24 protein-coding genes are annotated in these 21,422 nt (G+C 67.7%); 16 read left to right on the forward strand and 8 right to left on the reverse strand.

Features of this window, described 5'->3' with window-relative positions:
- Positions 1-60 precede the first annotated feature (60 nt).
- The 3 genes from EON91_RS10600 to tyrS form a co-directional block, all read right to left on the reverse strand.
- Complete coding sequence (locus EON91_RS10600; RefSeq protein WP_292094378.1) at positions 61-1,191, reverse strand: peptidoglycan DD-metalloendopeptidase family protein; 1,131 nt, start codon at positions 1,189-1,191, stop codon at positions 61-63.
- Between the two features lie 211 nt (positions 1,192-1,402).
- Complete coding sequence (locus tag EON91_RS10605; RefSeq protein ID WP_292094379.1) at positions 1,403-1,870, reverse strand: peroxiredoxin; 468 nt, start codon at positions 1,868-1,870, stop codon at positions 1,403-1,405.
- 14 nt (positions 1,871-1,884) lie between these two features.
- The gene (gene tyrS, locus EON91_RS10610; protein WP_292094381.1) at positions 1,885-3,141 is read right to left on the reverse strand and encodes a tyrosine--tRNA ligase; all 1,257 of its coding nucleotides are present in this window, start codon (positions 3,139-3,141) and stop codon (positions 1,885-1,887) included.
- 199 nt (positions 3,142-3,340) lie between these two features.
- Between tyrS and EON91_RS10615 the strand changes: the two genes are divergently transcribed.
- From EON91_RS10615 to EON91_RS10625, 3 genes are read left to right on the forward strand one after another with little or no spacing between them, the layout of a single operon-like run.
- Entirely contained in the window at positions 3,341-3,934 is a 594-nt protein-coding gene (locus EON91_RS10615; RefSeq protein ID WP_292094383.1) for a DOMON-like domain-containing protein, read from the forward strand.
- Positions 3,931-5,133 carry a DUF1343 domain-containing protein gene (locus tag EON91_RS10620; protein WP_292094385.1) on the forward strand — a complete coding sequence of 401 codons (1,203 nt, stop codon included), beginning with the start codon at positions 3,931-3,933 and terminating at the stop codon, positions 5,131-5,133. Before EON91_RS10615 ends, EON91_RS10620 begins: the two co-directional genes overlap by 4 nt.
- The gene (locus EON91_RS10625) at positions 5,133-6,083 is read left to right on the forward strand and encodes a DMT family transporter (protein WP_292094387.1); all 951 of its coding nucleotides are present in this window, start codon (positions 5,133-5,135) and stop codon (positions 6,081-6,083) included. Before EON91_RS10620 ends, EON91_RS10625 begins: the two co-directional genes overlap by 1 nt.
- Positions 6,084-6,294: 211 nt before the next feature.
- Here the strand turns inward: EON91_RS10625 and EON91_RS10630 are convergent, their stop codons facing one another.
- Positions 6,295-6,945 carry an alpha/beta hydrolase gene (locus EON91_RS10630; RefSeq protein WP_292094389.1) on the reverse strand — a complete coding sequence of 217 codons (651 nt, stop codon included), beginning with the start codon at positions 6,943-6,945 and terminating at the stop codon, positions 6,295-6,297.
- A 161-nt stretch (positions 6,946-7,106) separates the two neighbouring features.
- Between EON91_RS10630 and EON91_RS10635 the strand changes: the two genes are divergently transcribed.
- The 12 genes from EON91_RS10635 (at position 7,107) to EON91_RS10690 (ending at position 16,905) form a co-directional block, all read left to right on the forward strand.
- Entirely contained in the window at positions 7,107-7,565 is a 459-nt protein-coding gene (locus tag EON91_RS10635; protein ID WP_292094391.1) for an Rrf2 family transcriptional regulator, read from the forward strand.
- On the forward strand, positions 7,562-8,698 hold the full coding sequence (locus tag EON91_RS10640) for a cysteine desulfurase family protein (protein WP_292094394.1): 1,137 nt from the start codon (positions 7,562-7,564) through the stop codon (positions 8,696-8,698). Before EON91_RS10635 ends, EON91_RS10640 begins: the two co-directional genes overlap by 4 nt.
- A gap of 3 nt (positions 8,699-8,701) precedes the next feature.
- Positions 8,702-10,168 carry a Fe-S cluster assembly protein SufB gene (gene sufB, locus EON91_RS10645; protein WP_292094395.1) on the forward strand — a complete coding sequence of 489 codons (1,467 nt, stop codon included), beginning with the start codon at positions 8,702-8,704 and terminating at the stop codon, positions 10,166-10,168.
- The gene (locus EON91_RS10650) at positions 10,165-10,491 is read left to right on the forward strand and encodes a hypothetical protein (protein ID WP_292094397.1); all 327 of its coding nucleotides are present in this window, start codon (positions 10,165-10,167) and stop codon (positions 10,489-10,491) included. Before sufB ends, EON91_RS10650 begins: the two co-directional genes overlap by 4 nt.
- A complete protein-coding gene (gene sufC / locus EON91_RS10655) occupies positions 10,491-11,240 on the forward strand; it encodes a Fe-S cluster assembly ATPase SufC (RefSeq protein WP_292094398.1) in 750 nt (249 codons plus the stop codon). The genes EON91_RS10650 and sufC overlap by 1 nt, the downstream gene beginning before the upstream one ends.
- Positions 11,237-12,259: a Fe-S cluster assembly protein SufD gene (sufD, locus tag EON91_RS10660; RefSeq protein ID WP_292094399.1), complete on the forward strand. Its 1,023-nt coding sequence runs from the start codon at positions 11,237-11,239 to the stop codon at positions 12,257-12,259. The genes sufC and sufD overlap by 4 nt, the downstream gene beginning before the upstream one ends.
- A complete protein-coding gene (locus tag EON91_RS10665; protein ID WP_292094402.1) occupies positions 12,238-13,476 on the forward strand; it encodes a cysteine desulfurase in 1,239 nt (412 codons plus the stop codon). The genes sufD and EON91_RS10665 overlap by 22 nt, the downstream gene beginning before the upstream one ends.
- A gap of 5 nt (positions 13,477-13,481) precedes the next feature.
- Complete coding sequence (locus EON91_RS10670) at positions 13,482-13,871, forward strand: SUF system Fe-S cluster assembly protein (RefSeq protein WP_292094404.1); 390 nt, start codon at positions 13,482-13,484, stop codon at positions 13,869-13,871.
- A 157-nt stretch (positions 13,872-14,028) separates the two neighbouring features.
- Positions 14,029-14,427 (forward strand): iron-sulfur cluster assembly accessory protein, encoded by a 399-nt coding sequence (locus tag EON91_RS10675; protein WP_292094405.1) that lies wholly within the window; start codon positions 14,029-14,031, stop codon positions 14,425-14,427.
- Position 14,428: 1 nt separating this feature from the next.
- A complete protein-coding gene (locus EON91_RS10680) occupies positions 14,429-15,418 on the forward strand; it encodes a methionine ABC transporter ATP-binding protein (protein ID WP_292094406.1) in 990 nt (329 codons plus the stop codon).
- A complete protein-coding gene (locus EON91_RS10685) occupies positions 15,418-16,074 on the forward strand; it encodes a methionine ABC transporter permease (protein WP_292094409.1) in 657 nt (218 codons plus the stop codon). Before EON91_RS10680 ends, EON91_RS10685 begins: the two co-directional genes overlap by 1 nt.
- Before the next feature lie 24 nt (positions 16,075-16,098).
- Positions 16,099-16,905 carry a MetQ/NlpA family ABC transporter substrate-binding protein gene (locus tag EON91_RS10690; protein WP_292094411.1) on the forward strand — a complete coding sequence of 269 codons (807 nt, stop codon included), beginning with the start codon at positions 16,099-16,101 and terminating at the stop codon, positions 16,903-16,905.
- On the opposite strand, the gene EON91_RS10695 is transcribed toward EON91_RS10690, so the two are convergent.
- From EON91_RS10695 to EON91_RS10710, 4 genes are all read right to left on the reverse strand, one after another.
- Entirely contained in the window at positions 16,889-17,197 is a 309-nt protein-coding gene (locus EON91_RS10695) for a DUF1330 domain-containing protein (RefSeq protein WP_292094416.1), read from the reverse strand. The two genes, EON91_RS10690 and EON91_RS10695, sit on opposite strands and share 17 nt — an antisense overlap.
- On the reverse strand, positions 17,194-17,985 hold the full coding sequence (locus EON91_RS10700; RefSeq protein ID WP_292094420.1) for a lysophospholipid acyltransferase family protein: 792 nt from the start codon (positions 17,983-17,985) through the stop codon (positions 17,194-17,196). Before EON91_RS10700 ends, EON91_RS10695 begins: the two co-directional genes overlap by 4 nt.
- A gap of 18 nt (positions 17,986-18,003) precedes the next feature.
- Positions 18,004-19,059 (reverse strand): GGDEF domain-containing protein, encoded by a 1,056-nt coding sequence (locus tag EON91_RS10705; RefSeq protein ID WP_292094423.1) that lies wholly within the window; start codon positions 19,057-19,059, stop codon positions 18,004-18,006.
- Positions 19,060-19,167: 108 nt separating this feature from the next.
- Positions 19,168-20,679, reverse strand: coding sequence for a DEAD/DEAH box helicase (locus EON91_RS10710; RefSeq protein ID WP_292094428.1), 1,512 nt, complete (start codon positions 20,677-20,679; stop codon positions 19,168-19,170).
- Positions 20,680-20,917: 238 nt separating this feature from the next.
- On the opposite strand from EON91_RS10710, the gene EON91_RS10715 reads away from it, so the two are divergent.
- Positions 20,918-21,286, forward strand: a complete 369-nt coding sequence (locus EON91_RS10715; protein WP_292094430.1) for a hypothetical protein — start codon at positions 20,918-20,920, stop codon at positions 21,284-21,286.
- Positions 21,287-21,422 lie beyond the last annotated feature (136 nt).

The following is a 21,422-nucleotide window of genomic DNA, read 5'->3' on the forward strand; positions in this document are numbered from 1 at the left end:
TCGGGCAGCGGCGGGATCGGCGGCGTGTTCGACGCGGAACGCGGCTGCGGGGCGGGGGACTTAGCCTTGTTGAACAATCTGATCTCCTGCTCTGAGGAAGCGGGCGGGGTTCTGGGGTCGGCCATTCAGCCAGACCTCGTAATGGAGGTGGACGCCCGTGGAGCGTCCGCTGGTTCCCATCGCGCCGACCCGTTGGCCAAGGGCGACCGGCTGGCCGGTTTGCACCGCCAGGGCGTTCAGATGGGCGTATCGCGTCTTGAAACCGCGACCGTGGTCTACCTCAACGGTGTTGCCATACCCTGAACGAACGCCGGCAAATGATACGACGCCCGGCGCCGTGGCATGGATGGGCGTGTTCAGGGGGGCGGCGAAGTCCTGACCCTGATGCAGGGCGGGACGACCGTTGAACGGATCAAAGCGCACGCCGAAGCCGGAGGTGGTTCGCGCCTGATCGCTGGGCCGGTGGAAGGGCACGGTTTCGGCCGCGTCGGTCAGGCGGCGCATGTCCGACAGGCTGTCGGCTGCGTGGCGCACCCGAACGGCGAAGGGCTCGTCCACGTCCAGGATGGCGGCCAGGGCGCGCGGATCGCCCGCCTCGACCAGCGGTCCGCCCAGGCCGGCGTTGCGGGGCGTGTAGGCGGCGGGATTCAGCCCGGCCAGGCGGAAGGCTAGGCGCAGGCGCTCGGCCCGGGTCTGGGCGAAATCCTCGGCCCGTTCGATCAGCCGTTCCTGATCCATGCGCACGGCCATGATGCGCTGGACGGGATTCCGAGTGGCTGCGGCGGTCGGGGCCGGGGTCAGGGCCTGTTCCGCTCCCTCCACGCCGCGGAAGGCGGTCGTCAGCTGGGCCAAGGCGGCGTGGCGGCGTTCGACCATGTGGGCGACTTCGTCGAACGAGCCAGCCGAGGCGGACATGCGCGCGACGGCGGTGTCCAGCCGGGCCTGAAGGTCAGCGTTCAGCCGTTCCGAGGCGGCGCGGGCGCGCACAACGGCGTCGTCCGACTGGCTGCGCACGATCATGTCGAAGACGAAGCTGCCCGACGCCACCAGGGTCCAGGCGGCGAAGGCGACCGTGCCCAGGCCGATCATGATCTGGCGACCGGGGGTCAGGGCGCAGGCTCGGACGTCCTCGCCGCTACGCAGATAGACATAGCGGACAGGGATAAGCCGTTCGAGAATCGACCTCCGCATGCCTGTGTCTTCGCTCGCCATGGACAAACGCCCCCACGTTCGGGAGGCGTTATGGCCCTATAGCCGCCGTGGCATCAAGTCTGTTTACCCCGTGTTAACTATCTTGGGGATGTTTCGCGCGAATCTGAATGCTGTCAGACGTCAGATTTCGCGCGAAGGGGGAAATGACGACTCTGTCGCAGTTCCTCCGTCCCGCGATGATCTGCTTTCGTCAGTCGGCGCGAATCTGGTCCAGAACGGCCTGAGCGTGCCCCTTGACCGAGACCTTGCGCCAGATGTGGCGGATCAGGCCGTCGGGGCCGATCACGAAGGTGGCCCGCTCGACGCCCATATACTGGCGGCCATACAGGGTTTTCTCGACCCACACGCCCCAGGCCTCGGTGACGGCGCCATCCTCGTCCGAGCCCAGAATGACCTTCAGGTCGTGCTTGACCTTGAAGCGGTCCAGCTTCTTCACCGGATCGCGCGAGACGCCGATGACCACGGCGCCGGCGGCGGCGAAGTCGTCAATCAGGGCCGAGAAATCCTGACTCTCGGTCGTGCAACCGGGCGTGTCAGCCTTGGGATAGAAGAACAGCACGACCGTGCGGCCCGCGTGGTCGGCCGGAGAGAAGCGGCCGCCGCCGTCGGTGGGCAGGTCGAGGGCGAGGGCGGCCTGGCCTTCGGTGATGCCGGTCATCTGTGTCACTCCGCTCAGACGGGTCGAACCAGAACGATCTTCTTCTTGCCCGCCGCCAGTTTCAGCACGCCGTCGGCGTTGACGTCGGAGGCCTCGATCAGGCGGGCGCCGTCGGTGATCGCCTCGTCGTTCAGTCGAAGGCCGCCGCCCTGGGCCAGACGACGCGCCTCGCCGTTGGAGGCGGTCAGGCCGGCCCTGGTCGTGACGGCGGCGACCATGGAGCCGATCACCTCGTCCCGGGCGATCTCGACGGTGGGCAGGTCGGCCGACAACTGGCCCTTTTCGAAGGCGCTTTCGGCGGCGGCGCGGGCCTTGGCGGCTTCGTCGGCGCCGTGCAGCAGGGTGGTGGCTGCGTCGGCCAGGGCCTTCTTGGCCTCGTTGATCTGTGCGCCCTCCATCGCTTCGAACGCGGCGATGTCGTCCAGCGACAGGTCGGTGAACAGGCGCATGAAGCGGCCCACGTCGGCGTCCTCGGCGTTGCGCCAGAACTGCCAGTAGTCATAGGGGCTCAACTGTTCGGCGTTCAGCCACACCGCGCCCTGTGCCGTCTTGCCCATCTTGCCGCCCGAGGCCGTGGTCAGCAGCGGCGTGGTCAGGCCGAAGGCGGCCTTTTGATCCACGCGGCGGACCAGATCGACGCCCGAGGTGATGTTCCCCCACTGGTCCGAACCGCCCATTTGCAGGGTGACGTTCCGGTTCCGGTTCAGCTCCAGAAAGTCCACCGACTGCATCAGCATGTAGTTGAACTCGAGGAAGGTCATCGGCTGCTCGCGCTCGAGCCGCAGCTTGACCGAGTCGAAGCTCAGCATCCGGTTGATCGTGAAATGGGTGCCGAAGTCGCGCAGGAACTGGATGTAGCCGAAGGTCGACAGCCATTCGTCGTTGTCGACGATGATGGCGTCGGTGGGGCCGTCGCCGAAGGTCAGGAATTTCTCGAACACCGTGCGGATGCTGGCGATGTTCGCCTGGATGGTTTCATCGGCCAGTTGCGGGCGCGAGGCGTCCTTGCCGGTGGGATCGCCGACCTTGGTCGTGCCGCCGCCCATCAGGACGACCGGCTTGTGACCGGCCTGCTGAAGCCGGCGCAGCATCATGATCTGGATCAGGCTGCCGACGTGCAGCGAGGGCGCCGTGGCGTCAAAACCGATGTAGGCCGTGACCACGCCGGACGCCGCCGCGGCGTCCAGTTCGACCGGATGAGTGATCTGATGGATGTAGCCGCGATCGCGCAGCGTCTTGAGGAAGTCGGACTTGAAATCGGTGTCGGTCATGGTCGGCTCCGTTAGCAGGGATGCCGGCGGCCGTCTTCCATTTCAGGAAAGCGCACCACCAGCGAAGGCGGCGCGAGTTCGCGGGCCGCTCGCTAGATCAGCGGGCGGTAATACAGGCCGGCGGTGGTGCGGGCGGCGAACATGGGCCTTGGGTAGCCGCAGCGGTTGACCGGCGTCAAGCGGGCGCTATCGGTGACGGATGCGCGCAACCCTGATCCCACACCCGACGACGGCGGACGGACCTTCTGTCCGGATTGAAGCGGATCTGGACCAGGAAGGCCGGTCATGGGCCTTCGTGAAGTTCCGCTTGTCAGGCGCCGCCAGCAGCGTCCGCATTCCCCAGCGCCTGCAGCAGTTAGACAAGGCGAGTCAGGAGGCGGCGGAAACCTTCGCTTCCACTCGATCGCCGGACCTCATGTTGATGGAGGCCGGGCGGACGGACGGCTTGTGGAAGCACACCTGCTTTGAGGTTTTTGCCCGGCTTTCGGATGGAAGCTATGCGGAGTTCAATATCTCGCCGTCTGGCGAATGGGCCTCTTACGGCTTCGAAGGCTACCGGGACGGGATGCAGAACCTCGGTGGGGTGCGTATTCAGCGCCTTGGTGACGTCACGGGAGATGCCATTGAGGTCGAAGCGATCCTCGACTGGCCGGGATGGCCGCACGTGACGGGCATCGGCCTCTCCGCCGTCATCGAGGACGTCGACGGGAACATCTCCTACTGGGCCTTGGCGCATCCGTCGGATAAGCCCGACTTTCATCACCCCGACTCCTTCGTTCTGGAACTGCCATGAAGTTCGGCCTTGATCGCCTGCTGTCCGACGATGCCCTGCGCGCGGAGCTGAAGGGGCGGCGCGTGGCGTTGCTGGCGCATCCGGCGTCGGTGACGCGCGACCTGACCCATGCGGTCGATGCGCTGGCGGCCTGCCCTGAGATCACCCTGACCGCCGCCTTCGGGCCGCAGCACGGGATGAAGGGCGACCTGCAGGACAATATGATGGAGAGCCCGGATTACCGGGACCCCGTCCACGGCTTCCCCGTCTTCAGTCTGTACGGCGAGGTGCGGCGGCCCAGGGACGAGTGGATGGAGACGTTCGACGTCATCCTGATCGACCTTCAGGACCTGGGTTGCCGCATCTACACCTATGTCACGACGCTGCTCTATGTGTTGGAGGCGGCGGCCAAGCACGGCAAGACGGTGTGGGTGCTGGACCGGCCCAATCCGGCGGGGCGGCCGGTCGAGGGGCTGACGCTGCGGCCGGGCTGGGAGAGCTTTGTAGGGGCGGGGCCGATGCCGATGCGGCACGGCCTGACCATGGGCGAGCTGGGCCTGTGGTTCATCGACCAGTTCAAGCTGGACGTCGACTATCGCGTGATCGAGATGCAGGGGTGGGCGCCGGAGCAGGGGCCGGGCTTCGGCTGGCCGCTGGAGGACCGGTCGTGGGTGAACCCCAGTCCCAATGCGCCGAACCTGAGCATGGCGCGGGCCTATGCCGGCACGGTGATGCTGGAAGGGGCGACTCTGTCGGAAGGGCGGGGGACGACCCGGCCGCTGGAGCTGTTCGGGGCGCCGGACATCGACGCCCGGGCGGTGATCGCCGAGATGCGGGCGCTGGCGCCGCAGTGGCTGGGGGGCTGCGTGCTGCGGGACATGTGGTTCCAGCCGACCTTCCACAAGCACGTGGGCCAGCTGTGCAGCGGGGTCCAGATCCATGTCGACGGCCCGACCTATGACCACGACGCCTTCCGGCCGTGGCGGGTGCAGGCGCTGGCGTTCAAGGCGATCCGGCGGCTGTATCCGGACTATGAGCTGTGGCGCGACTTCCCCTACGAATACGCCTTTGGGAAGCTGCCGATCGACGTGATCAACGGCTCGCCTCTGTTGCGGGAATGGGTTGATGATGCGGCCGCGACGCCCGGCGATCTGGATGCGCTGACCGTGCCGGATGAACAGGCGTGGAGCGAGGCGCGTCGCCCGTTCCTGCTGTACTGATGGCGTCCAGGGATCGCCTGATCGGCGTAGCCAGCGGCCTAGGGGCTGGGGCCATGTGGGGGCTGGTCTTCCTGGCGCCCAAGGTCGCGCCCGACGCCTCGCCCATGCTGATGAGCGCGGGGCGGTATCTGGCCTATGGGATCATCGCCGCCCTGCTGCTGGCGCCGCGCTGGCGGCGGGTGGCCGGCCTGCTGGACCTGAAGGCGTGGCGGGCGCTGGCGTGGCTGAGCCTGGCAGGGAACGTCGTCTATTACCTGTTCCTGGTTGTCAGCGTGCATTTCGCGGGGGTTGCGGCGTCGGCCCTGATCGTCGGCATGGTGCCGGTGGTCGTGGCGGTCTGGGGTCTGCGCGATCCGGACGCGCCGCCGCTGCGCCGGGTCGGGCCGCCCATCCTGCTGGCGGCGCTGGCTGTAGCCCTGATCGGATGGGAGAGCCTGTCGCGGGATGGGCAGGGACGGGACGCCGGACAGGTAGTGATCGGCCTGGTGTGCGGTCTGGCGGCGCTGCTGTGCTGGTCAGCCTATGCCGTGGGCAACAGTCGCTGGATGGCGCGGCTGCCGCGTGTGTCGGCGCATGACTGGTCGCTGCTGACCGGCGTGGTGACGGGGGCGTTCGCCTTGCTTCTGGCCGTGCCGGCCGTGCTGACCATGGAGACGGCGACGGGTGATCAGTGGGCGCGGCTGGCGGGCGTCAGCATCGGGGTGGCGATCCTGGCGTCCATCGTCGGCAACGCCTTCTGGAACCAGGCCAGCCGGCTGCTGCCGCTGTCGATGCTGGGCCAGATGATCGTGTTCGAGACCCTGTTCGCCTTCCTGTATGGCTATCTGTGGGAAGGGCGGGGGCCGACGGTGATCGAGATCGTCGCCATGATCATGATGGTCGTCAGTGTCGTCTGGTGCCTGCGCGCGCATCGGCCGACCGCCGCCGTGGTGGTTGACGGCGACCACTGACGTTTGGCGTCCGGACGGTGAAAAAAGTGAGTGCACATAGTGGACATAGTGCACTTTTCAGGGCGGCTGGCGGCGGCGATGTCAAAGACCCAGCCGCAGTCTGGCGCCGTGATGCGGCAGAAACGGGCGTAGGTCGCGCGGAGACGAGGGCGGAAAGCAAAACGCCGCCGGGGCGTCCCGGCGGCGTTTAAGGGTTGGGCGATCCGCCGGATCAGGCCGGGTTTTCTTCCAGCCGCTTGTCCAGATAGGCGCCGACGCGGCGTTCCACCGCGTCCATGTGGTCCTGCCAGAAGTGGCTGGCGCCGTCCTCCAGCTCATAGTCGATGACGATGCCCTTCTGGGTGCGCAACTTATTGACCACGCGCTCGACCTCGACCGGCGGGACGACGGTGTCGTTGGTGCCGTGCAGGAACAGGCCCGACGCGGGGCAGGGCGCCAGGAAGCTGAAGTCGTACATGTTCGATGGCGGCGACACCGAGATGAAGCCGTCCGTTTCCGGGCGGCGCATCAGCAGTTGCATGCCGATGTAGGCGCCGAACTGGTAGCCGGCGACCCAGGTCTGGGTGGCGGCGGGATTGTTGGATTGCAGCCAGTCCAGGGCGGTGGCCGCGTCGGCCAGCTCTCCGATGCCGCTATCGAACTCGCCCTGCGACTTGCCGACGCCGCGGCTGTTGTAGCGCAGGGTCGCGAAGCCGCGCTTCACGAACAACTGGTACAGCGTGACCGCCACCGGATTGTTCATGTGCCCGCCCGCCTTGGGGTGCGGATGCAGGATCAGGGCGATGGGGGCGTTAGGACGCTTGCAGGGCGAATAGCGGCCTTCGATGCGGCCGGAGGCGCCGGGCAGGATGACTTCAGGCATGGATCGCGCGGTCCCTGTCGTTCAACTGACGTTTCGCGGCCGCGTAATACTTGACCAACGGGGTAGGACTTTCTAAGTCCGCCCTGCGTGTCACACCGCCTGCGAGGGCGCGGGTTCTAGCACAGGAGCCCCGAAAAGCGCGCAATTTTTGAGGTCTTCCGATGCGACTGTCGACAAAGGGACGATACGCCGTGATGGCGATGGCCGATCTGGCCAAGAACGGCCGCGAACGGGCCGTGTCTCTGGCCGAAATCGCGGCGCGTCAGGAAATCTCCCTCAGCTATCTGGAGCAGCTGTTTGCGCGGTTGCGCAAAAGCGGTCTGGTCAAGAGCGTGCGCGGCCCCGGCGGCGGTTATCGCCTGGCCAAGGGCGCGGACGAGACGGTGGTGGCCGAGATCGTGCTGGCCGTCGACGAGCCCATTCGCGCCACCCGCTGCGTCGGCGCCAGCTCGCCCAAGGGCTGCATGATCAAGGGCGAACGCTGCATCACCCACCACCTGTGGGAAGGGCTGGGCGAGGAGATCCATCGCTATCTGGCCGGCGTCTCGCTGGAGGATGTGGTGATGAACCGCACCCGTCCGGCACGGCCGGTCGAGGGCCTGATGGGGGCGGCGGCGTGAGCGTCTATCTGGATTACAACGCCTCGGGCCTGGTGCGGCTCGAAGTGCGCGAGGCGATGCTGGCTGCGCTGGTCGACGGCGGCAATCCGAACGCCGTGCATGCCGCCGGGCGACGCGCGCGGGCGCGGGTCGAGACGGCGCGGGCGCGGGTGGCCGATCTGGTCGGCGCCGATCCGACGGCGATCGTCTTTTCCTCGGGCGGCACGGAATCGAACGCCCAGGCGATCCACAGCGCCCTGGCGGCGGGGTGCGAGCGGCTGATCGTCAGCGCGACCGAACACCCCTGTGTGGCCGAGGCGGCCGCCGTCAGCGGCGCGCCGGTCGAGGTGCTGCCGGTGGATAGCGACGGCGTGGTCGATCTGGCCTGGCTGGCGCAGGCGCTGACCCGGCCGGGCCGGGCGGTGGTGGCGATCCATCATGCGAACAACGAAAGCGGCGTGATCCAGCCGATCACCCAGGCGGCGGCGCTGGTGCGCGCGGCAGGCGGGTGGCTGCACGTCGACGCCATCCAGTCGGCGGGCAAGATTCCGGTCGATATCCGCGCGCTGGACGCGGACAGCCTGACGCTGTCGGCGCACAAGCTGGGCGGGCCGCAGGGCGTCGGCGCCCTGGTGCTGAAGGAAGGCGTTGCGGCCGTGCGGATCCTGCATGGCGCGGGGCAGGAGCGGGGGCTGCGCGCGGGTACTGAAAACGTGCCGGGCATCACCGGCTTCGGCGCCGCCGCCGATTGCGCGGCGCGCGATCTGGCCGACGCCATGGCCCATGTGACGTGGCGCGACGCGGCCGAGGCAAAGGTTCGCGCGGCGGGCGCGACGATCATCGGCGGCGGCGTCGAACGGCTGCCCAACACACTGTTCATGGCGGTCGAGGGCTGGGACAGCCCTCAGCAGCTGATCACCCTGGATCTGGCGGGGGTCATGATCTCGGCCGGCAGCGCCTGTTCGTCGGGCAAGACCAAGCCGTCCAAGACGATCAGCGCCATGGGCCTGCATCACCTGGCGACCGGGGGCGTGCGCGTCTCCGGCGGCTGGGGCACGACCGAGGCGGACTGGGCGCGGTTCGCCGACGCCTGGGTCGCCGCCTGGGAAAAGCATCGCGCGCGGATTGATCAGCGCGCGAAGGAAGTCGCGTAAGTCATGGTCGCTGTTAAAGAAACTGTCGAAGCCGTCGCCGCGCTGGAAAAGTATGCGCACGGGTTCACCTCGGACATCGACACCGAATATGCGCCGCGCGGCCTGAACGCCGACATCATCCGCTTCATCTCGGAAAAGAAGGGTGAGCCGGAGTGGATGCTGGAATGGCGGCTGGCCGCCTATGAGCGCTGGCTGGCGATGGAAGAGCCGACCTGGGCGTCGGTTCGCTATGAGCCGGTCGACTATCAGGATCTGTTCTACTACGCCGCGCCGAAGCAGAAGGAGGGGCCCAAGTCGCTGGACGAGGTCGATCCGGAACTGCTGGCGGTCTATGCCAAGCTGGGCATCCCGCTGAAGGAGCAGGAGGTGCTGGCGGGCGTGCAGGGCGCGCCGCGCGTGGCCGTGGACGCCGTGTTCGACAGCGTCAGCGTGGTCACCACCTTCAAGGAAGAGCTGGCCAAGGCGGGCGTGATTTTCATGCCGATTTCCGAGGCCTTGCGCGAATATCCCGATCTGGTGCGGCAGTACCTGGGCACGGTCGTGCCGGTGTCGGACAACTATTTCGCGGCGCTGAACAGCGCGGTGTTTTCGGACGGGTCGTTCGTCTACATCCCGCCGGGCGTGCGTTGCCCGATGGAGCTGTCGACCTATTTCCGCATCAACGCCAGCCAGACCGGGCAGTTCGAGCGGACGCTGATCATCGCCGACAAGGGGTCTTACGTCTCATACCTGGAAGGCTGCACCGCGCCGATGCGCGATGAGAACCAGCTGCATGCGGCGGTGGTCGAGATCGTGGCGCTGGACGACGCCGAGGTGAAATATTCGACCGTCCAGAACTGGTATCCCGGCGACGCCGAGGGCAAGGGCGGCATCTACAACTTCGTCACCAAGCGCGCCGACTGCCGGGGCGACCGGTCGAAGGTGTCGTGGACCCAGGTCGAGACGGGTTCGGCCGTCACCTGGAAATACCCGTCCTGCATCCTGAAGGGCGAGGACAGCTCGGGCGAGTTCTATTCCATCGCCATCACCAACGGACATCAGCAGGCGGACACCGGCACCAAGATGATCCACCTGGGCAAGAATTCGAAGTCGCGGATCATCGCCAAGGCGGTGTCGGCGGGGAAGTCGGACTCGACCTATCGCGGCCTGGTGTCGGTTCACCCCAAGGCGACGGGCGTGCGCAACTTCACCCAGTGCGACAGCCTGCTGATCGGCAAGGAGTGCGGCTCGCACACCATCCCCTATATCGAGGCCCGCAACGGCTCGGCCCAGCTGGAGCACGAGGCGACGACGACCCGCCTGTCGGAAGACCAGCTGTTCTATGCCCAGCAGCGCGGCCTGTCGGAGGAAGAAGCGGTGGCCCTGCTGGTCAACGGCTTCGTCCGCGACGTGCTGCAGGAACTGCCGATGGAGTTCGCCGTCGAAGCGCAGAAGCTGGTGGCGATCAGTCTGGAGGGGAGCGTGGGGTGAGCGACCTTACCCGCGATCAGCTTGTCGGACGAGCTCGCGCGATTCCTCGCGACATCTTCGGGGCGGCGTCCATCGCCGGATTTCTCTTGTCGATCTTCGGGCTGGTGCTGCTGACCAACGGCGTGCCCGGTCTCTCCGGCCCCTTTCGTTCCGACTGGCGCCTTGCCCTGATCCTCATGGTGGTCGGCGTCGCCTTGATGATGTGGGCCGGCGGCGTGATCCAGCGCCGCTTCCTGAAGGAAGCGAACGCCGCCGGTTTCTCGCCGGCTCAAGTTCGCGAAATTGAAGACGAGGCCGAACGCCTCAACGAAAAAGAAGACTGATGCTCTCCATTTCCAACCTCCACGTCTCGGTCGCTGACAAGCCGATCCTCAAGGGCCTGACGCTCGATGTTCCGGCGGGCCAGGTGCATGCCGTCATGGGGCCGAACGGGGCCGGGAAGTCGACGCTGGGTTACAGCCTGTCGGGACGGCCCGGCTATGAGGTCACGGCCGGATCGGCGTCGTGGAACGGGCGGGACCTGCTGGACCTGGACCCGGCCGAGCGCGCGGCGGCGGGCGTGTTCCTGTCGTTCCAGTATCCGATGGAGATACCGGGCGTGCCGGCGATGACCTTCATCCGCACGGCGCTGAACGCCCAGAAGCGGGCGCGGGGCGAGGAGGAGGTTTCGGCCCCCGCCTTCCTGAAGCTGGTGCGGGCGGCGGCGACGGCGCTGAAGATGGACTTCGACATGCTGAAGCGGCCGCTGAATGTGGGCTTCTCCGGCGGTGAAAAGAAGCGGATGGAGATCCTGCAGATGGCCCTGCTGGAGCCGTCGCTGCTGATCCTGGACGAGACGGATTCGGGGCTGGACATCGACGCCCTGCGCATCGTGTCGGAGGGGGTGAACGCCATGCGCCGCGCCGACCGGTCGATGCTGGTGATCACCCACTACCAGCGCCTGCTGGACTACATCAAACCGGACCGGGTGCATGTGCTGGCCGGTGGCCGCATCGTCGCGTCCGGCGGGCCGGAGCTGGCGCATGAGCTGGAGGCGGAAGGGTACGACAAGTTCCTGCCGGCGGCGGCGTGAGCGCGGCCTTCCAGATCGATCTGACGAATGCCGAAACCTTCCCCTCGCGGCGGGTCGAGGCGTGGAAATACAGCGACCTGAAACGCTGGCTGCGCGAGGCGCCGCAACCGTCGGGTCCGGCGTCGGTGACCGGCGAGGGGCCGTTCGGCGCGCTGGGCGGCGAGGCGCTGGTGTTCGCCAACGGGCGCGCCACGGGGGCGGACGCCTTTGTCGCGTCGGGCGAGCAGACGTTGCGGCTGCGGTTCGTTTCGGCGGCGATGGGCACGGGCCATACGGCCTCGGTCCGGATCGCGGCGCGGCCGGGCGCGAAGCTGCTGCTGCTGGAAAGCCATGAGGGCGTGGGCTCGGCCTATGTGGCGCACAACCGGCTGGAGCTGGACGTGCCGACGGGCGCCGAGGTGACGCGCATCGTGCTGGTGGACGAGCCCGAGGATGCGATTTCCGTGACCAACGCCGAGGTACGGGTCGCGGCGGGCGGCCTGTATCGCCAGACCATCGTCACGACCGGCGCGAAGCTGCAGCGGCTGGAGACGCAGTTGCGGCACGGGGCCGAGGGCGCCGACGCGCGGGTGGATGGCCTGTATGTGTTGAAGGGCGCGCGACAGGCGGACCTGACCAGCGTGGTCGATCATGTGGCGGCGAACGGCACCACCAGCCAGCTGATCAAGGGCGTCGTCCACGACACGGCGCGCGGCGTGTTCCAGGGCAAGATCGTGGTCGAGCGCGGGGCCGACGGCACCGACGCGCGCATGGGGCATCACGCCCTGATCGCGTCGGAACGCGGCGAGGTGGACGCCAAGCCGGAGCTGATCATCTATGCCGACGACGTGCAGTGCGCGCACGGCAATACGGTCGGGACGCTGGACGAGAGCGCCCTGTTCTACATGCAGCAGCGCGGCATTCCGGCGGACGAGGCGCGGGCCCTGCTGACCCAGGCGTTTCTGATCGAGGTCGTGGACCGCATCGAGGATGAGGCGGCCAGAGAGGTGGTGCGGGAATGGCTGACGGCTCGCCTGTGAACCGGTTTGATCCCTACGCCGTCAGATCGCAATTCCCGATCCTGTCGCGGCAGGTGAACGGGCGGCCGCTGGTCTATCTGGACAATGCGGCGTCGGCGCAAAAACCGCGGGCGGTGATCGACCGGCTGGTCGAGGTGATGGAGCACGGCTACGCCAACGTCCATCGCGGCCTGCATACCCTGTCGAACGAGGCGACCGAGGCGTATGAGGCGGCGCGCGAGACGGTCGCGCGGTTCCTGAACGCGCCGTCGGCGGACAACATCGTCTGGACCAAGGGCGGGACCGAGGCGATCAATCTGGTCGCCGCCGGGATCGGCCAGTCCATCCAGCCGGGCGACGAGATCATCGTCAGCGAGATGGAGCATCACTCCAACATCGTGCCGTGGCACCTGCTGCGGGAACGGCATGGGGCGGTGCTGAAATGGGCGCCGATCCGGGACGACGGTTCGCTGGATATGGCGGCCTATGCCGCGCTGCTGGGGCCCCGGACCAAGATCGTTGCGGTCACCCACATGTCCAACGTGCTGGGGACCATCAATCCGGTGGCCGAGATCACGCAACTGGCCCATGCGGCCGGGGCGCGGGTGCTGATCGACGGGTGCCAGGGGGCGGTGCACGCCGCGCCGGACGTCCAGGCCATCGGCTGCGACTGGTATGTGCTGACCGGCCACAAGCTGTTCGGGCCCACGGGCATCGGCGTGCTGTACGGCACGGCCGAGGCGCTGGAGAGCCTGCCGCCGTATCAGGGCGGGGGCGAGATGATCGAGACGGTCGAGAAGGACCGGATCACCTACGCCAGGCCGCCGCACCGGTTCGAGGCGGGGACGCCGCCGATCCTGGAGGCCATCGGCCTGGGCGCGGCGCTGGACTGGCTGTCCAGCTTCGACGCGGCGGCGGTGCGGGCGCACGAAGAGGCGTTGTACGATCACGCGCTGTCTCGCCTGCAAGGGCTGAACTGGCTGCGGGTGCTGGGCCAGGCGGAGGGGAAGGGCGCGATCCTGACCTTTGCGGTCGAGGGCGCGCACGCTCATGACATCGCCCAGATCATGGACCGTTACGGCGTCGCCGTGCGGGCCGGTCTGCACTGCGCCGAGCCGCTGGCGAAACGACTGGGCGTGACGTCGAGCACGCGCGCCTCGTTCGCCCTATATAATACGACGGAGGAGGCCGACGCCTTCGTGGATGCGCTGATCAGGGCGCGGAACTTCTTTGTGTGACGACCATGGATGACGCGACCATCAGCGACAGCAAGACCTTCGCCGAGGCCTGGGACGAGCCCCAGAAGAGCGCCCTGTCGCAGGCCGAGCTGGACAAGCTGACCGACGACCTGATCGAGGCGTTGAAGACCGTCTATGACCCGGAAATCCCGGTCGACATCTATGAACTGGGCCTGATCTACAAGGTCGATGTGTCCGACGACCGGGACGTGCTGGTCGAGATGACGCTGACGGCGCCGGGATGCCCGGTGGCAGGCGAAATGCCAGGCTGGGTCGAGGATGCGGTACGGAAGGTCGAGGGGGTGCGCAGCGCGCGCGCCAACCTGGTGTTCGACCCGCCGTGGGATTCCTCGAAAATGAGCGACGAGGCCAAGCTGGCCCTGAACATGTTCTGATGACCGACCTTATCCTCCACCGCGTAGCGGGGGAGGGGGACCGCGAAGCGGTGGAGGGGGCGACCCCAGACACAGCGCCCGGTTCCGCCCCCTCCACCATCCTTCGGATGGTCCCCCTCCCCCGTGAAGAACGGGGGAGGATCGAAAGCGAGGCCCGATGACCGATCTGCAAACCGCACCCCGACCGCGCCGGCCACGGCCCAAGGCCGTGACCCTGACGGACGCCGCCGCCGCGCGCGTGCGCGAGATCATGGCCAATGCCGAGAAGGACTACATCGCCCTGCGTGTCGGGGTGAAGAACGGCGGCTGCGCCGGGCAGGAATACACCTTCGCCTATGCCGAACAGATCGAGCCGCTGGACGAGGTGGTCGAGGACAAGGGCGTGACCATCCTGATCGAGCCCAAGGCGGTGCTGTTCCTGATCGGGTCCGAGATCGATTATGAGACGACGCGCCTGTCGTCGAAATTCGTGTTCCGCAATCCGAACGAAACCGACGCCTGCGGCTGTGGTGAAAGCGTGACCATCATCCCCGCTGCGGCCCTGGACGCTGACTGACATGATCCGGCTGGAGGGCGTGACCCGGCGCTATCGCAGCGCAGCGGGCGACCGTGTGGCGCTGGACGCCGCGGACCTGCATGTGGCGCGGGGCGAGGTGTTTGGCGTGGTCGGCCGTTCGGGCGCGGGCAAGTCGACCCTGATCCGGACCATCAATCGGCTGGAGACGCCGGACGCGGGCAAGGTGTTCGTGGACGGGCGCGAGATCACGGCCATGGCGCCGGCTGAATTGCGCGCGGCGCGGCGTGGAATCGGCATGATCTTTCAGCACTTCAACCTGCTGAACGCCAAGACCATCGAGGACAACGTCGCGTTTCCGCTGCGTCTGGAAGGCCGCCCGGCGGCCGAGGTGAAGGCGCGCACGGCGGAGCTGTTGGAACGGCTGGGTCTGTCGGACCATGCGAAGAAGCATCCGGCGCAACTGTCGGGCGGTCAGAAGCAGCGGGTCGGCATCGCCCGCGCCTTGGCCTGCGGGCCCAGCGTGCTGCTGTGCGACGAGGCGACCAGCGCCCTGGACCCGGAGACGACCGAGGATATCCTGACCCTGCTGGACCAGCTGAACCGCGAACTGGGCCTGACCATCGTGCTGATCACCCACCAGATGGAGGTGGTCCGCCGCGTCTGCGACCGGGTGGCGGTGCTGAAGGACGGCCGGATCGTGGAGCAGGGCGCGACGGCCGATGTCTTCCTGCACCCCCAACACGCCGTGACCCGCGCCATGCTGGCCGAGGGGGAAGAGGCGGTCGACGCCTCGGTCGTGCCGGCCGGCGCGCGGCTGGCGAAGCTGACGTTCCGGGGCGGTTCGACCTATGAGCCGGAACTGAGCCGCGTCGCGCGGACGGTGGGTGTGGACTATTCGATCCTGTCGGGCCGCATCAGCCGCATCCGGGGCGAGCCCTATGGCCAGCTGGTGGTGGCTTTCACCGGCGGCGACGCCGAGGCGGCGGTGGCGCAGCTGACCGCGCGCGGCGTGGTGGTGGAGGCGGCCTGATGTTCGACAATGTGGACTGGACCGAGATCGGCCGCGCGACCGTGGACACCCTGCTGATGTTGGGCGGGTCGCTGGTGCTGACGGTGATCCTGGGCGTGCCGCTGGGGGTGCTTCTGTATCTGTCGGGCAAGGGGCGGCTGGCGGCCAATCCGGTGCTGAACGCCGTGCTGTCGTTCGTGGTCAATGTGCTGCGGTCGGTGCCCTTCATCATCCTGCTGATCGTCATGCTGCCGGTGACGGTGCTGTTGGTCGGGACGTCGCTGGGCGTGGCGGGCGCCATTCCGCCACTGGTCGTGGGGGCCGCGCCCTTTTACGCGCGCCTGGTCGAGACGGCCCTGCGCGAGGTGGACAAGGGGGTGGTCGAGGCGACCCAGGCCATGGGCGGCTCGACCTTCCAGATCGTGACGCGCGCCTTGCTGCCCGAGGCCCTGCCGGGCGTCATCGCCGGGGCCACGGTCACGGCCATCGCCCTGGTCAGCTATACCGCCATGGCGGGGGTGGTCGGAGCCGGCGGTCTGGGCGACCTGGCCGTGCGCTTTGGCTATCAACGGTTCCAGACGGATGTGATGGTGGTGACCGTCGTGCTGTTGCTGGTGCTGGTGCAAATCCTTCAGATGGTCGGCGACCGTCTGGTCACCTCTGTCTCTCACCGCTGATCGCTCCCCCCGAAAGGCCAAGCCATGATCCGTCGTTCGCTCCTGCTTTCCGCCGTCGCCCTGCTGACGCTCGCCGCCTGCGGCGCGGGCGGGGAGAAGAAGGGCGCCGAGGGCGGCCCGCTGCTGGTCGGCGCGACCGCTGTGCCGCACGCCGAAATCCTGGAGGTGGTGAAGCCGATCCTGGCCGCCGAGGGCGTGCCGATCGAGATCAAGGTGTTCAACGACTACGTCCAGCCGAACGTGCAGTTGGCCGAGCGTCGGCTGGACGTGAACTATTTCCAGACCAAGCCCTATCTGGACGAGTTCAACACCGCGCGCGGCACGGCGCTGGTGACGGTGGCGGGCGTGCACGTCGAGCCGCTGGGCCTGTATTCGAAGAAGCATACGGCGCTGGCCGCCCTGCCGAACGGGGCGCAGATCGTGCTGCCCAACGACGCGTCGAACACGGGACGGTCGCTGCTGCTGTTGCAGAGCGCGGGCCTGATCACGCTGAAGGACCCCAAGAACCCGCTGCAGACGGTGCGCGACATTGCGACCAATTCGAAGGGGCTGGTGTTCCGCGAGGTCGAGGCGGCGACGATCCCGCGCATCCTGCCCCAGGTCGATGCGGCGGTGATCAACACCAACTATGCGCTGGACGCGGGCCTGAAGCCGAAGACCGACGCCCTGTCGCTGGAGGGGGCCGACAGCCCCTACATCAACTATCTGGTCTCGCGCCCCGACAATCAGAACGACGCCCGGGTGCAGGCGCTGGCGACGGCGCTGCGCAGTCAGGCGGTGAAGGATTTCATCGCGCAGAAATACGACGGCGCGGTCATCCCCGCGGCGTAGAGCCGCTAAGGCCGTGGACTATGAAGCCCGTCGTGTCGGCCCCCGCACGGCGGTCCCCGGATATGGCCTGATAGGCAGGGCTGTCCAGGAAGGCGCGGGCCTGGGTTTCGTCGTCGAAGCTCATGATGACGACCTTGTCGGGGGCGGCGGCGCCCTCCATCGGGGTCACGGCCTCGTCGGCGGCCAGCAGGCGGCCGCCTGATCCGGCGAAGGTTTCGGCGAAGCGGGCCAGATAGGCGTTGTAACGCGCCCGGTCGATGAACTTCAGCTGGGCGACGACATAGACGGTCATGCGGCGGCGGCTCCGGTCGCCTCGCGGGCCTTGCGAAGCTCGTCCGGGGTCGGGACCTGAACCGCCGGTGTGACAGCGGCATTCGACGCCGATGCGACCAGTTGCGCGGTCCGGCCCTCGATGGCGTCCTCCAGCCGGGTCATGAAGGCGGCCTTGTCCAGGCCCGGCGGGATGGGCTCCAGGAAGTGCAGCGTCGCCGTGCCCGGATGCTTGCGATACGCCTCTTGCGGCCAGAAGACGCCCAGGTTGGTGGCCAAGGGCACGACCGGGACATCGAAGTCGCGGTACATGTGCCAGACGCCGGTGCGATAGCGGAATTTCTCGCCCACCTTGGCCAGATGGCCTTCGGGGAAGATCAGGATCTTGCGGCCCTCTGCGTTGGCGTCGGCGGCGCGGCGTTTCAGGGCGGCGCGGGCTTCGTGGCCACCGCAGTTGTTGACGACGATGGCGCCCAGCTTCTGAAGCACCACGGACAGCAGCGGGAACTTTTCCAGATGGTCGCCGGTGACGAAGGCCAGGTCGTCGAACTGGGAATAGGTGGCGAAGCCGTCGCCCCAGCTTTGGTGCTTTGAGGCGATGATGAAGGCGCCGGGTGGCAGGGTCTCGCGCCCCTGGACCTCAATCCGGATGCCGGCCAGGACGCGCATGGCCCAGACCATGGCGCGGACATAGGCCCGGATGATCCGGCGAACGGCGCCGCGCCCGGGCAGCAGGGCGGCGAAGGCCGCCGCCAGGGTGCAGGTGATGGATAGGGTCCAGTAGGCGACCGCAAAGGCGAAGCTGCGCATGGGCGCAACCTCGCCGGATCAGGCGACCTTGTCGAGGGCGCTTGCGTTGCTGATGCGGTTCCGCCCGGCGCGCTTGGAGGCGTAGAGGGCGGTGTCGGCCCGCTCCATCAGGGCGGTGGCGCTCTCGCCCGCGATCCGCTGGGCGAAGCCGGCCGAGATGGTGACGGCGCCCAGTTCGTCGTTGGTCGAGCGACGGCGCAGGGTGCGGGACGCGATCTCTTCGCGCATGGCGTTCAGAGCGGCCTCGACAGCGCCCTTGCCCTCGGCCGGGAAGATGATGGCGAATTCCTCGCCGCCATAACGCGCGGCCATGCGCGGGTGACGGCACACGCGGGCCAGGACGCTGGCGACATAGCGGATGACCTGATCGCCGGTCTGGTGACCCCAGGTGTCATTGAAATTCTTGAAGTGGTCGATGTCGATGACGGCCAGCGTCAGCTGCCGCCCGTCGCCGTCCGCCGTGTCGCAGGCGGTGCGCAGATGTTCGTCGAACGCCTTGCGGTTGGCCAGATTGGTCAGGGCGTCGGTCATGGCGTCGCGGCGCACCTGCTCCAGGTGTTCGCGCAGACGCGAGACCTCGCGGGTGGATTGCTCCAGCCGCTGCTCCAGGGTGGCGTTCTCTTCCTGAACGCGCTGGGTGGCCGAGGTCAGGTCATCGACCAGAACACGCAGGCCGGCCTCGCCGTCGATGCGGCCCATGGTGGCCGAGGCGTCGGCCAGGGTCTCGCCGTATTCGACGTGGGTCTTGTGGGCGTTGGCGATGGCGGTGGCGACGCTGGACAGTTCGCGGTCCAGCACCCGGCCGGCGTCGCGGATTTCCTCGGACAGGCGGCCGCGCGGCAGATATTCGGCCGCCAGCATTTCCGAGACCGACTCGGTGAAGGTGTCCTCGGTCGTCAGGATGCGCTTGATCTCGCGCCCCAGGGCGCCGTCAGGGTCACTGACGTAGTGGAGCCACAGCTCGAAATTGACCGGCGTGGGCCACACGCCCGCCGACTCCATCTCATCGACCACCCGGCGCGCCAGCGAATAGGCGTCCGGCCCCCTCAGTGTCGTTTCGACGTGTCCCGTCATGGATGCCCCTGCACGACCGTTCTGGTCGCTTCTTCATCGGGGAGGATAGGCGCCGTTCCGTAACGGTGGGTTAAGTCGCGACGAAATCTCGCCGCGACTTTTCCGGTGTCAGCTCTTGAAGGTGACGGGGCGCAGCAGGAAGGCCGGGGTGCCTTCGTCGCCGAAGGGCGAGCGGCCCGACGGCGCGGGCGTTTCGCGCGGAGCGGCGTCGGCGGCGCGGGGTTCGCGGCCCTTGCGCTCCGATCCGCCCCGCGAGCGGCGCGAACGGGCAGGGGCTGTGTCACGGACCGCCTCGGCGACGACTTCAACCGGAGCCTCGATCGGCGCGGCGGCCTCGACGACGGTCTCGGCGACGGGCGCGGCGACGGGCGCGGCCGTTTGCGGGGCCTCGGCGGTTTCGGTGCGGCGGGTGCGACCGCGCGGGGTGCGTTCGCGACCGCCCGAACGGGCGTCGTCGCGGCGCGGCTGATCCTTGATGGCGGCGAAGTCGATGCCGTCCAGCACCAGCTCCTGCGGATCCATCTTGATCAGCTTCAGCACCTTATCCAGCGACTTGTCGTCAGACGGGGTGACGATCATGAACGCCTGGCCCAGCTTGCCGGCGCGGCCTGTGCGGCCGATGCGGTGCACATAGTCGTCGGCGTGGTGCGAGACGTCGTAGTTGAAGACGTGGCTGACGTCCGGAATGTCCAGGCCGCGCGCGGCGACGTCGGACGCCACCAGAATCTTCAGCGCACCCGAACGGAAGTCCGCCAACGTCTTCATGCGCAGCGACTGGTCCAGGTCGCCGTGGATCGGCGCGGCGTCGAAGCCGTGCGTCTTCAGCGACTTGGCGACGATATCGACTTCCGACTTGCGATTGCAGAAGACGATGCCGTTGCGCACGTCCTCGCGGCCGACCAGGGCGCGCAGGGCGGCGCGCTTGGCCTTGGGGTCCGAGGTCGGGATGCGGACGATATACTGGGTGATGGTGTCGGCGGTCATGGCCGGACGCGACGCCTCGATCCGGGTCGGATCCTTGAGGAACTGCTGCGTCAGGCGCGTGATCTCGGGCGGCATGGTGGCCGAGAAGAACAGGGTCTGGCGCTTGGGCGGCGTCAGTTTGAAGATACGCTCGATGTCCGGAATGAAGCCCATGTCCAGCATGCGGTCGGCTTCGTCGACGACCATCAGCTCGACCCCGGTCAGCAGCATCTTGCCGCGATCGAACAGGTCCAGCAGGCGGCCGGGAGTGGCGATCAGCACGTCAACGCCCTTGTTCAGGGCCGCGACCTGGTCGCCCATGGAGACGCCACCGATCAGCAGCACCCAGGTCAGCTTGGTGCCCTTGGCGTATTTGGCGAAGCTTTCGGCGACCTGGTCGGCCAGTTCGCGGGTCGGGGCCAGCACCAGGGCGCGGGGCATCCGGGCCCGGGCGCGGCCCGAGGCGAGACGGTCGACCATCGGCAGGGTGAAGGCGGCGGTCTTGCCGGTGCCGGTCTGGGCGATGCCCAGAACGTCGCGGCCGGCCAGGGCCACCGGAATGGCCTGCTCCTGAATGGGGGTGGCGGTCGTATAGCCGGTGTCGGCGACCGCTTGCAGGGTCGTGGGCGAAAGACCCAGCTTGGAGAATTCTGTCATGAAGTCCTGAGGACGGAGGATAAACGCCGTAACGTCTTTGGCTGACCGGAACCGCCCCTCGTGGGCGAGCGGGCGGCGCGCATCGCCAGACCTGTCCCGAGCCTGCGGCGGATATAGAAGCCCACACGACAGAGTCAAGTATTCAGCGCCTTCCCGGCCAAGGGATCGTCTTGCAGGCGAAGCGCGTTGTGACCCCGACCAGGCGATGGGAGGGTGATCGCCGGGGGAGGAAAAGATCATGCGGACTGTGGCGACATTTGTGGGCGCGGCGACCATCGCGACGGCGGCGCTGGGGCCGGCCCCCGTGGCCTGGGCGGACATGCAGGCGGCGTTCACCAATACGATCGTGTCGCGCTACCCCAACGGCAAATGGGTGAAGCATTTCTTTGAGCCCGGCGGCGGTTATCGCGCCGAGTTCCAGGACGGACGGCGGATGACGGCGCACTGGGCGGTCGAGGGCGATCAGGTGTGTCTGACCAATATCCGGCCGGTGTCGATCCTGAGGCGATACTGCACGCCGCTGGTCGAGGCGGACATCGGCGACACCTGGCCGGCGCGCGACCCGCTGGGCCGGCGGGTCAGCAATACGCTGGTGGCGGGGCGCTGACCTTCTCCCTTCCCCTCGATGGGGAAGGGTCGGGGTTGGGGTGAAGGCAGGACGGCTAAGGAGGTGTCGCGGGAGGCGGCGTCGCCAGGATGACGGTCCCGCCTCGTGCGCTCTGATCGGCGACGGCGGCGTGTTC

Source organism: Brevundimonas sp., assembly GCF_004210735.1.
In the GTDB taxonomy this organism is placed as follows: Bacteria; Pseudomonadota; Alphaproteobacteria; order Caulobacterales; family Caulobacteraceae; genus Brevundimonas.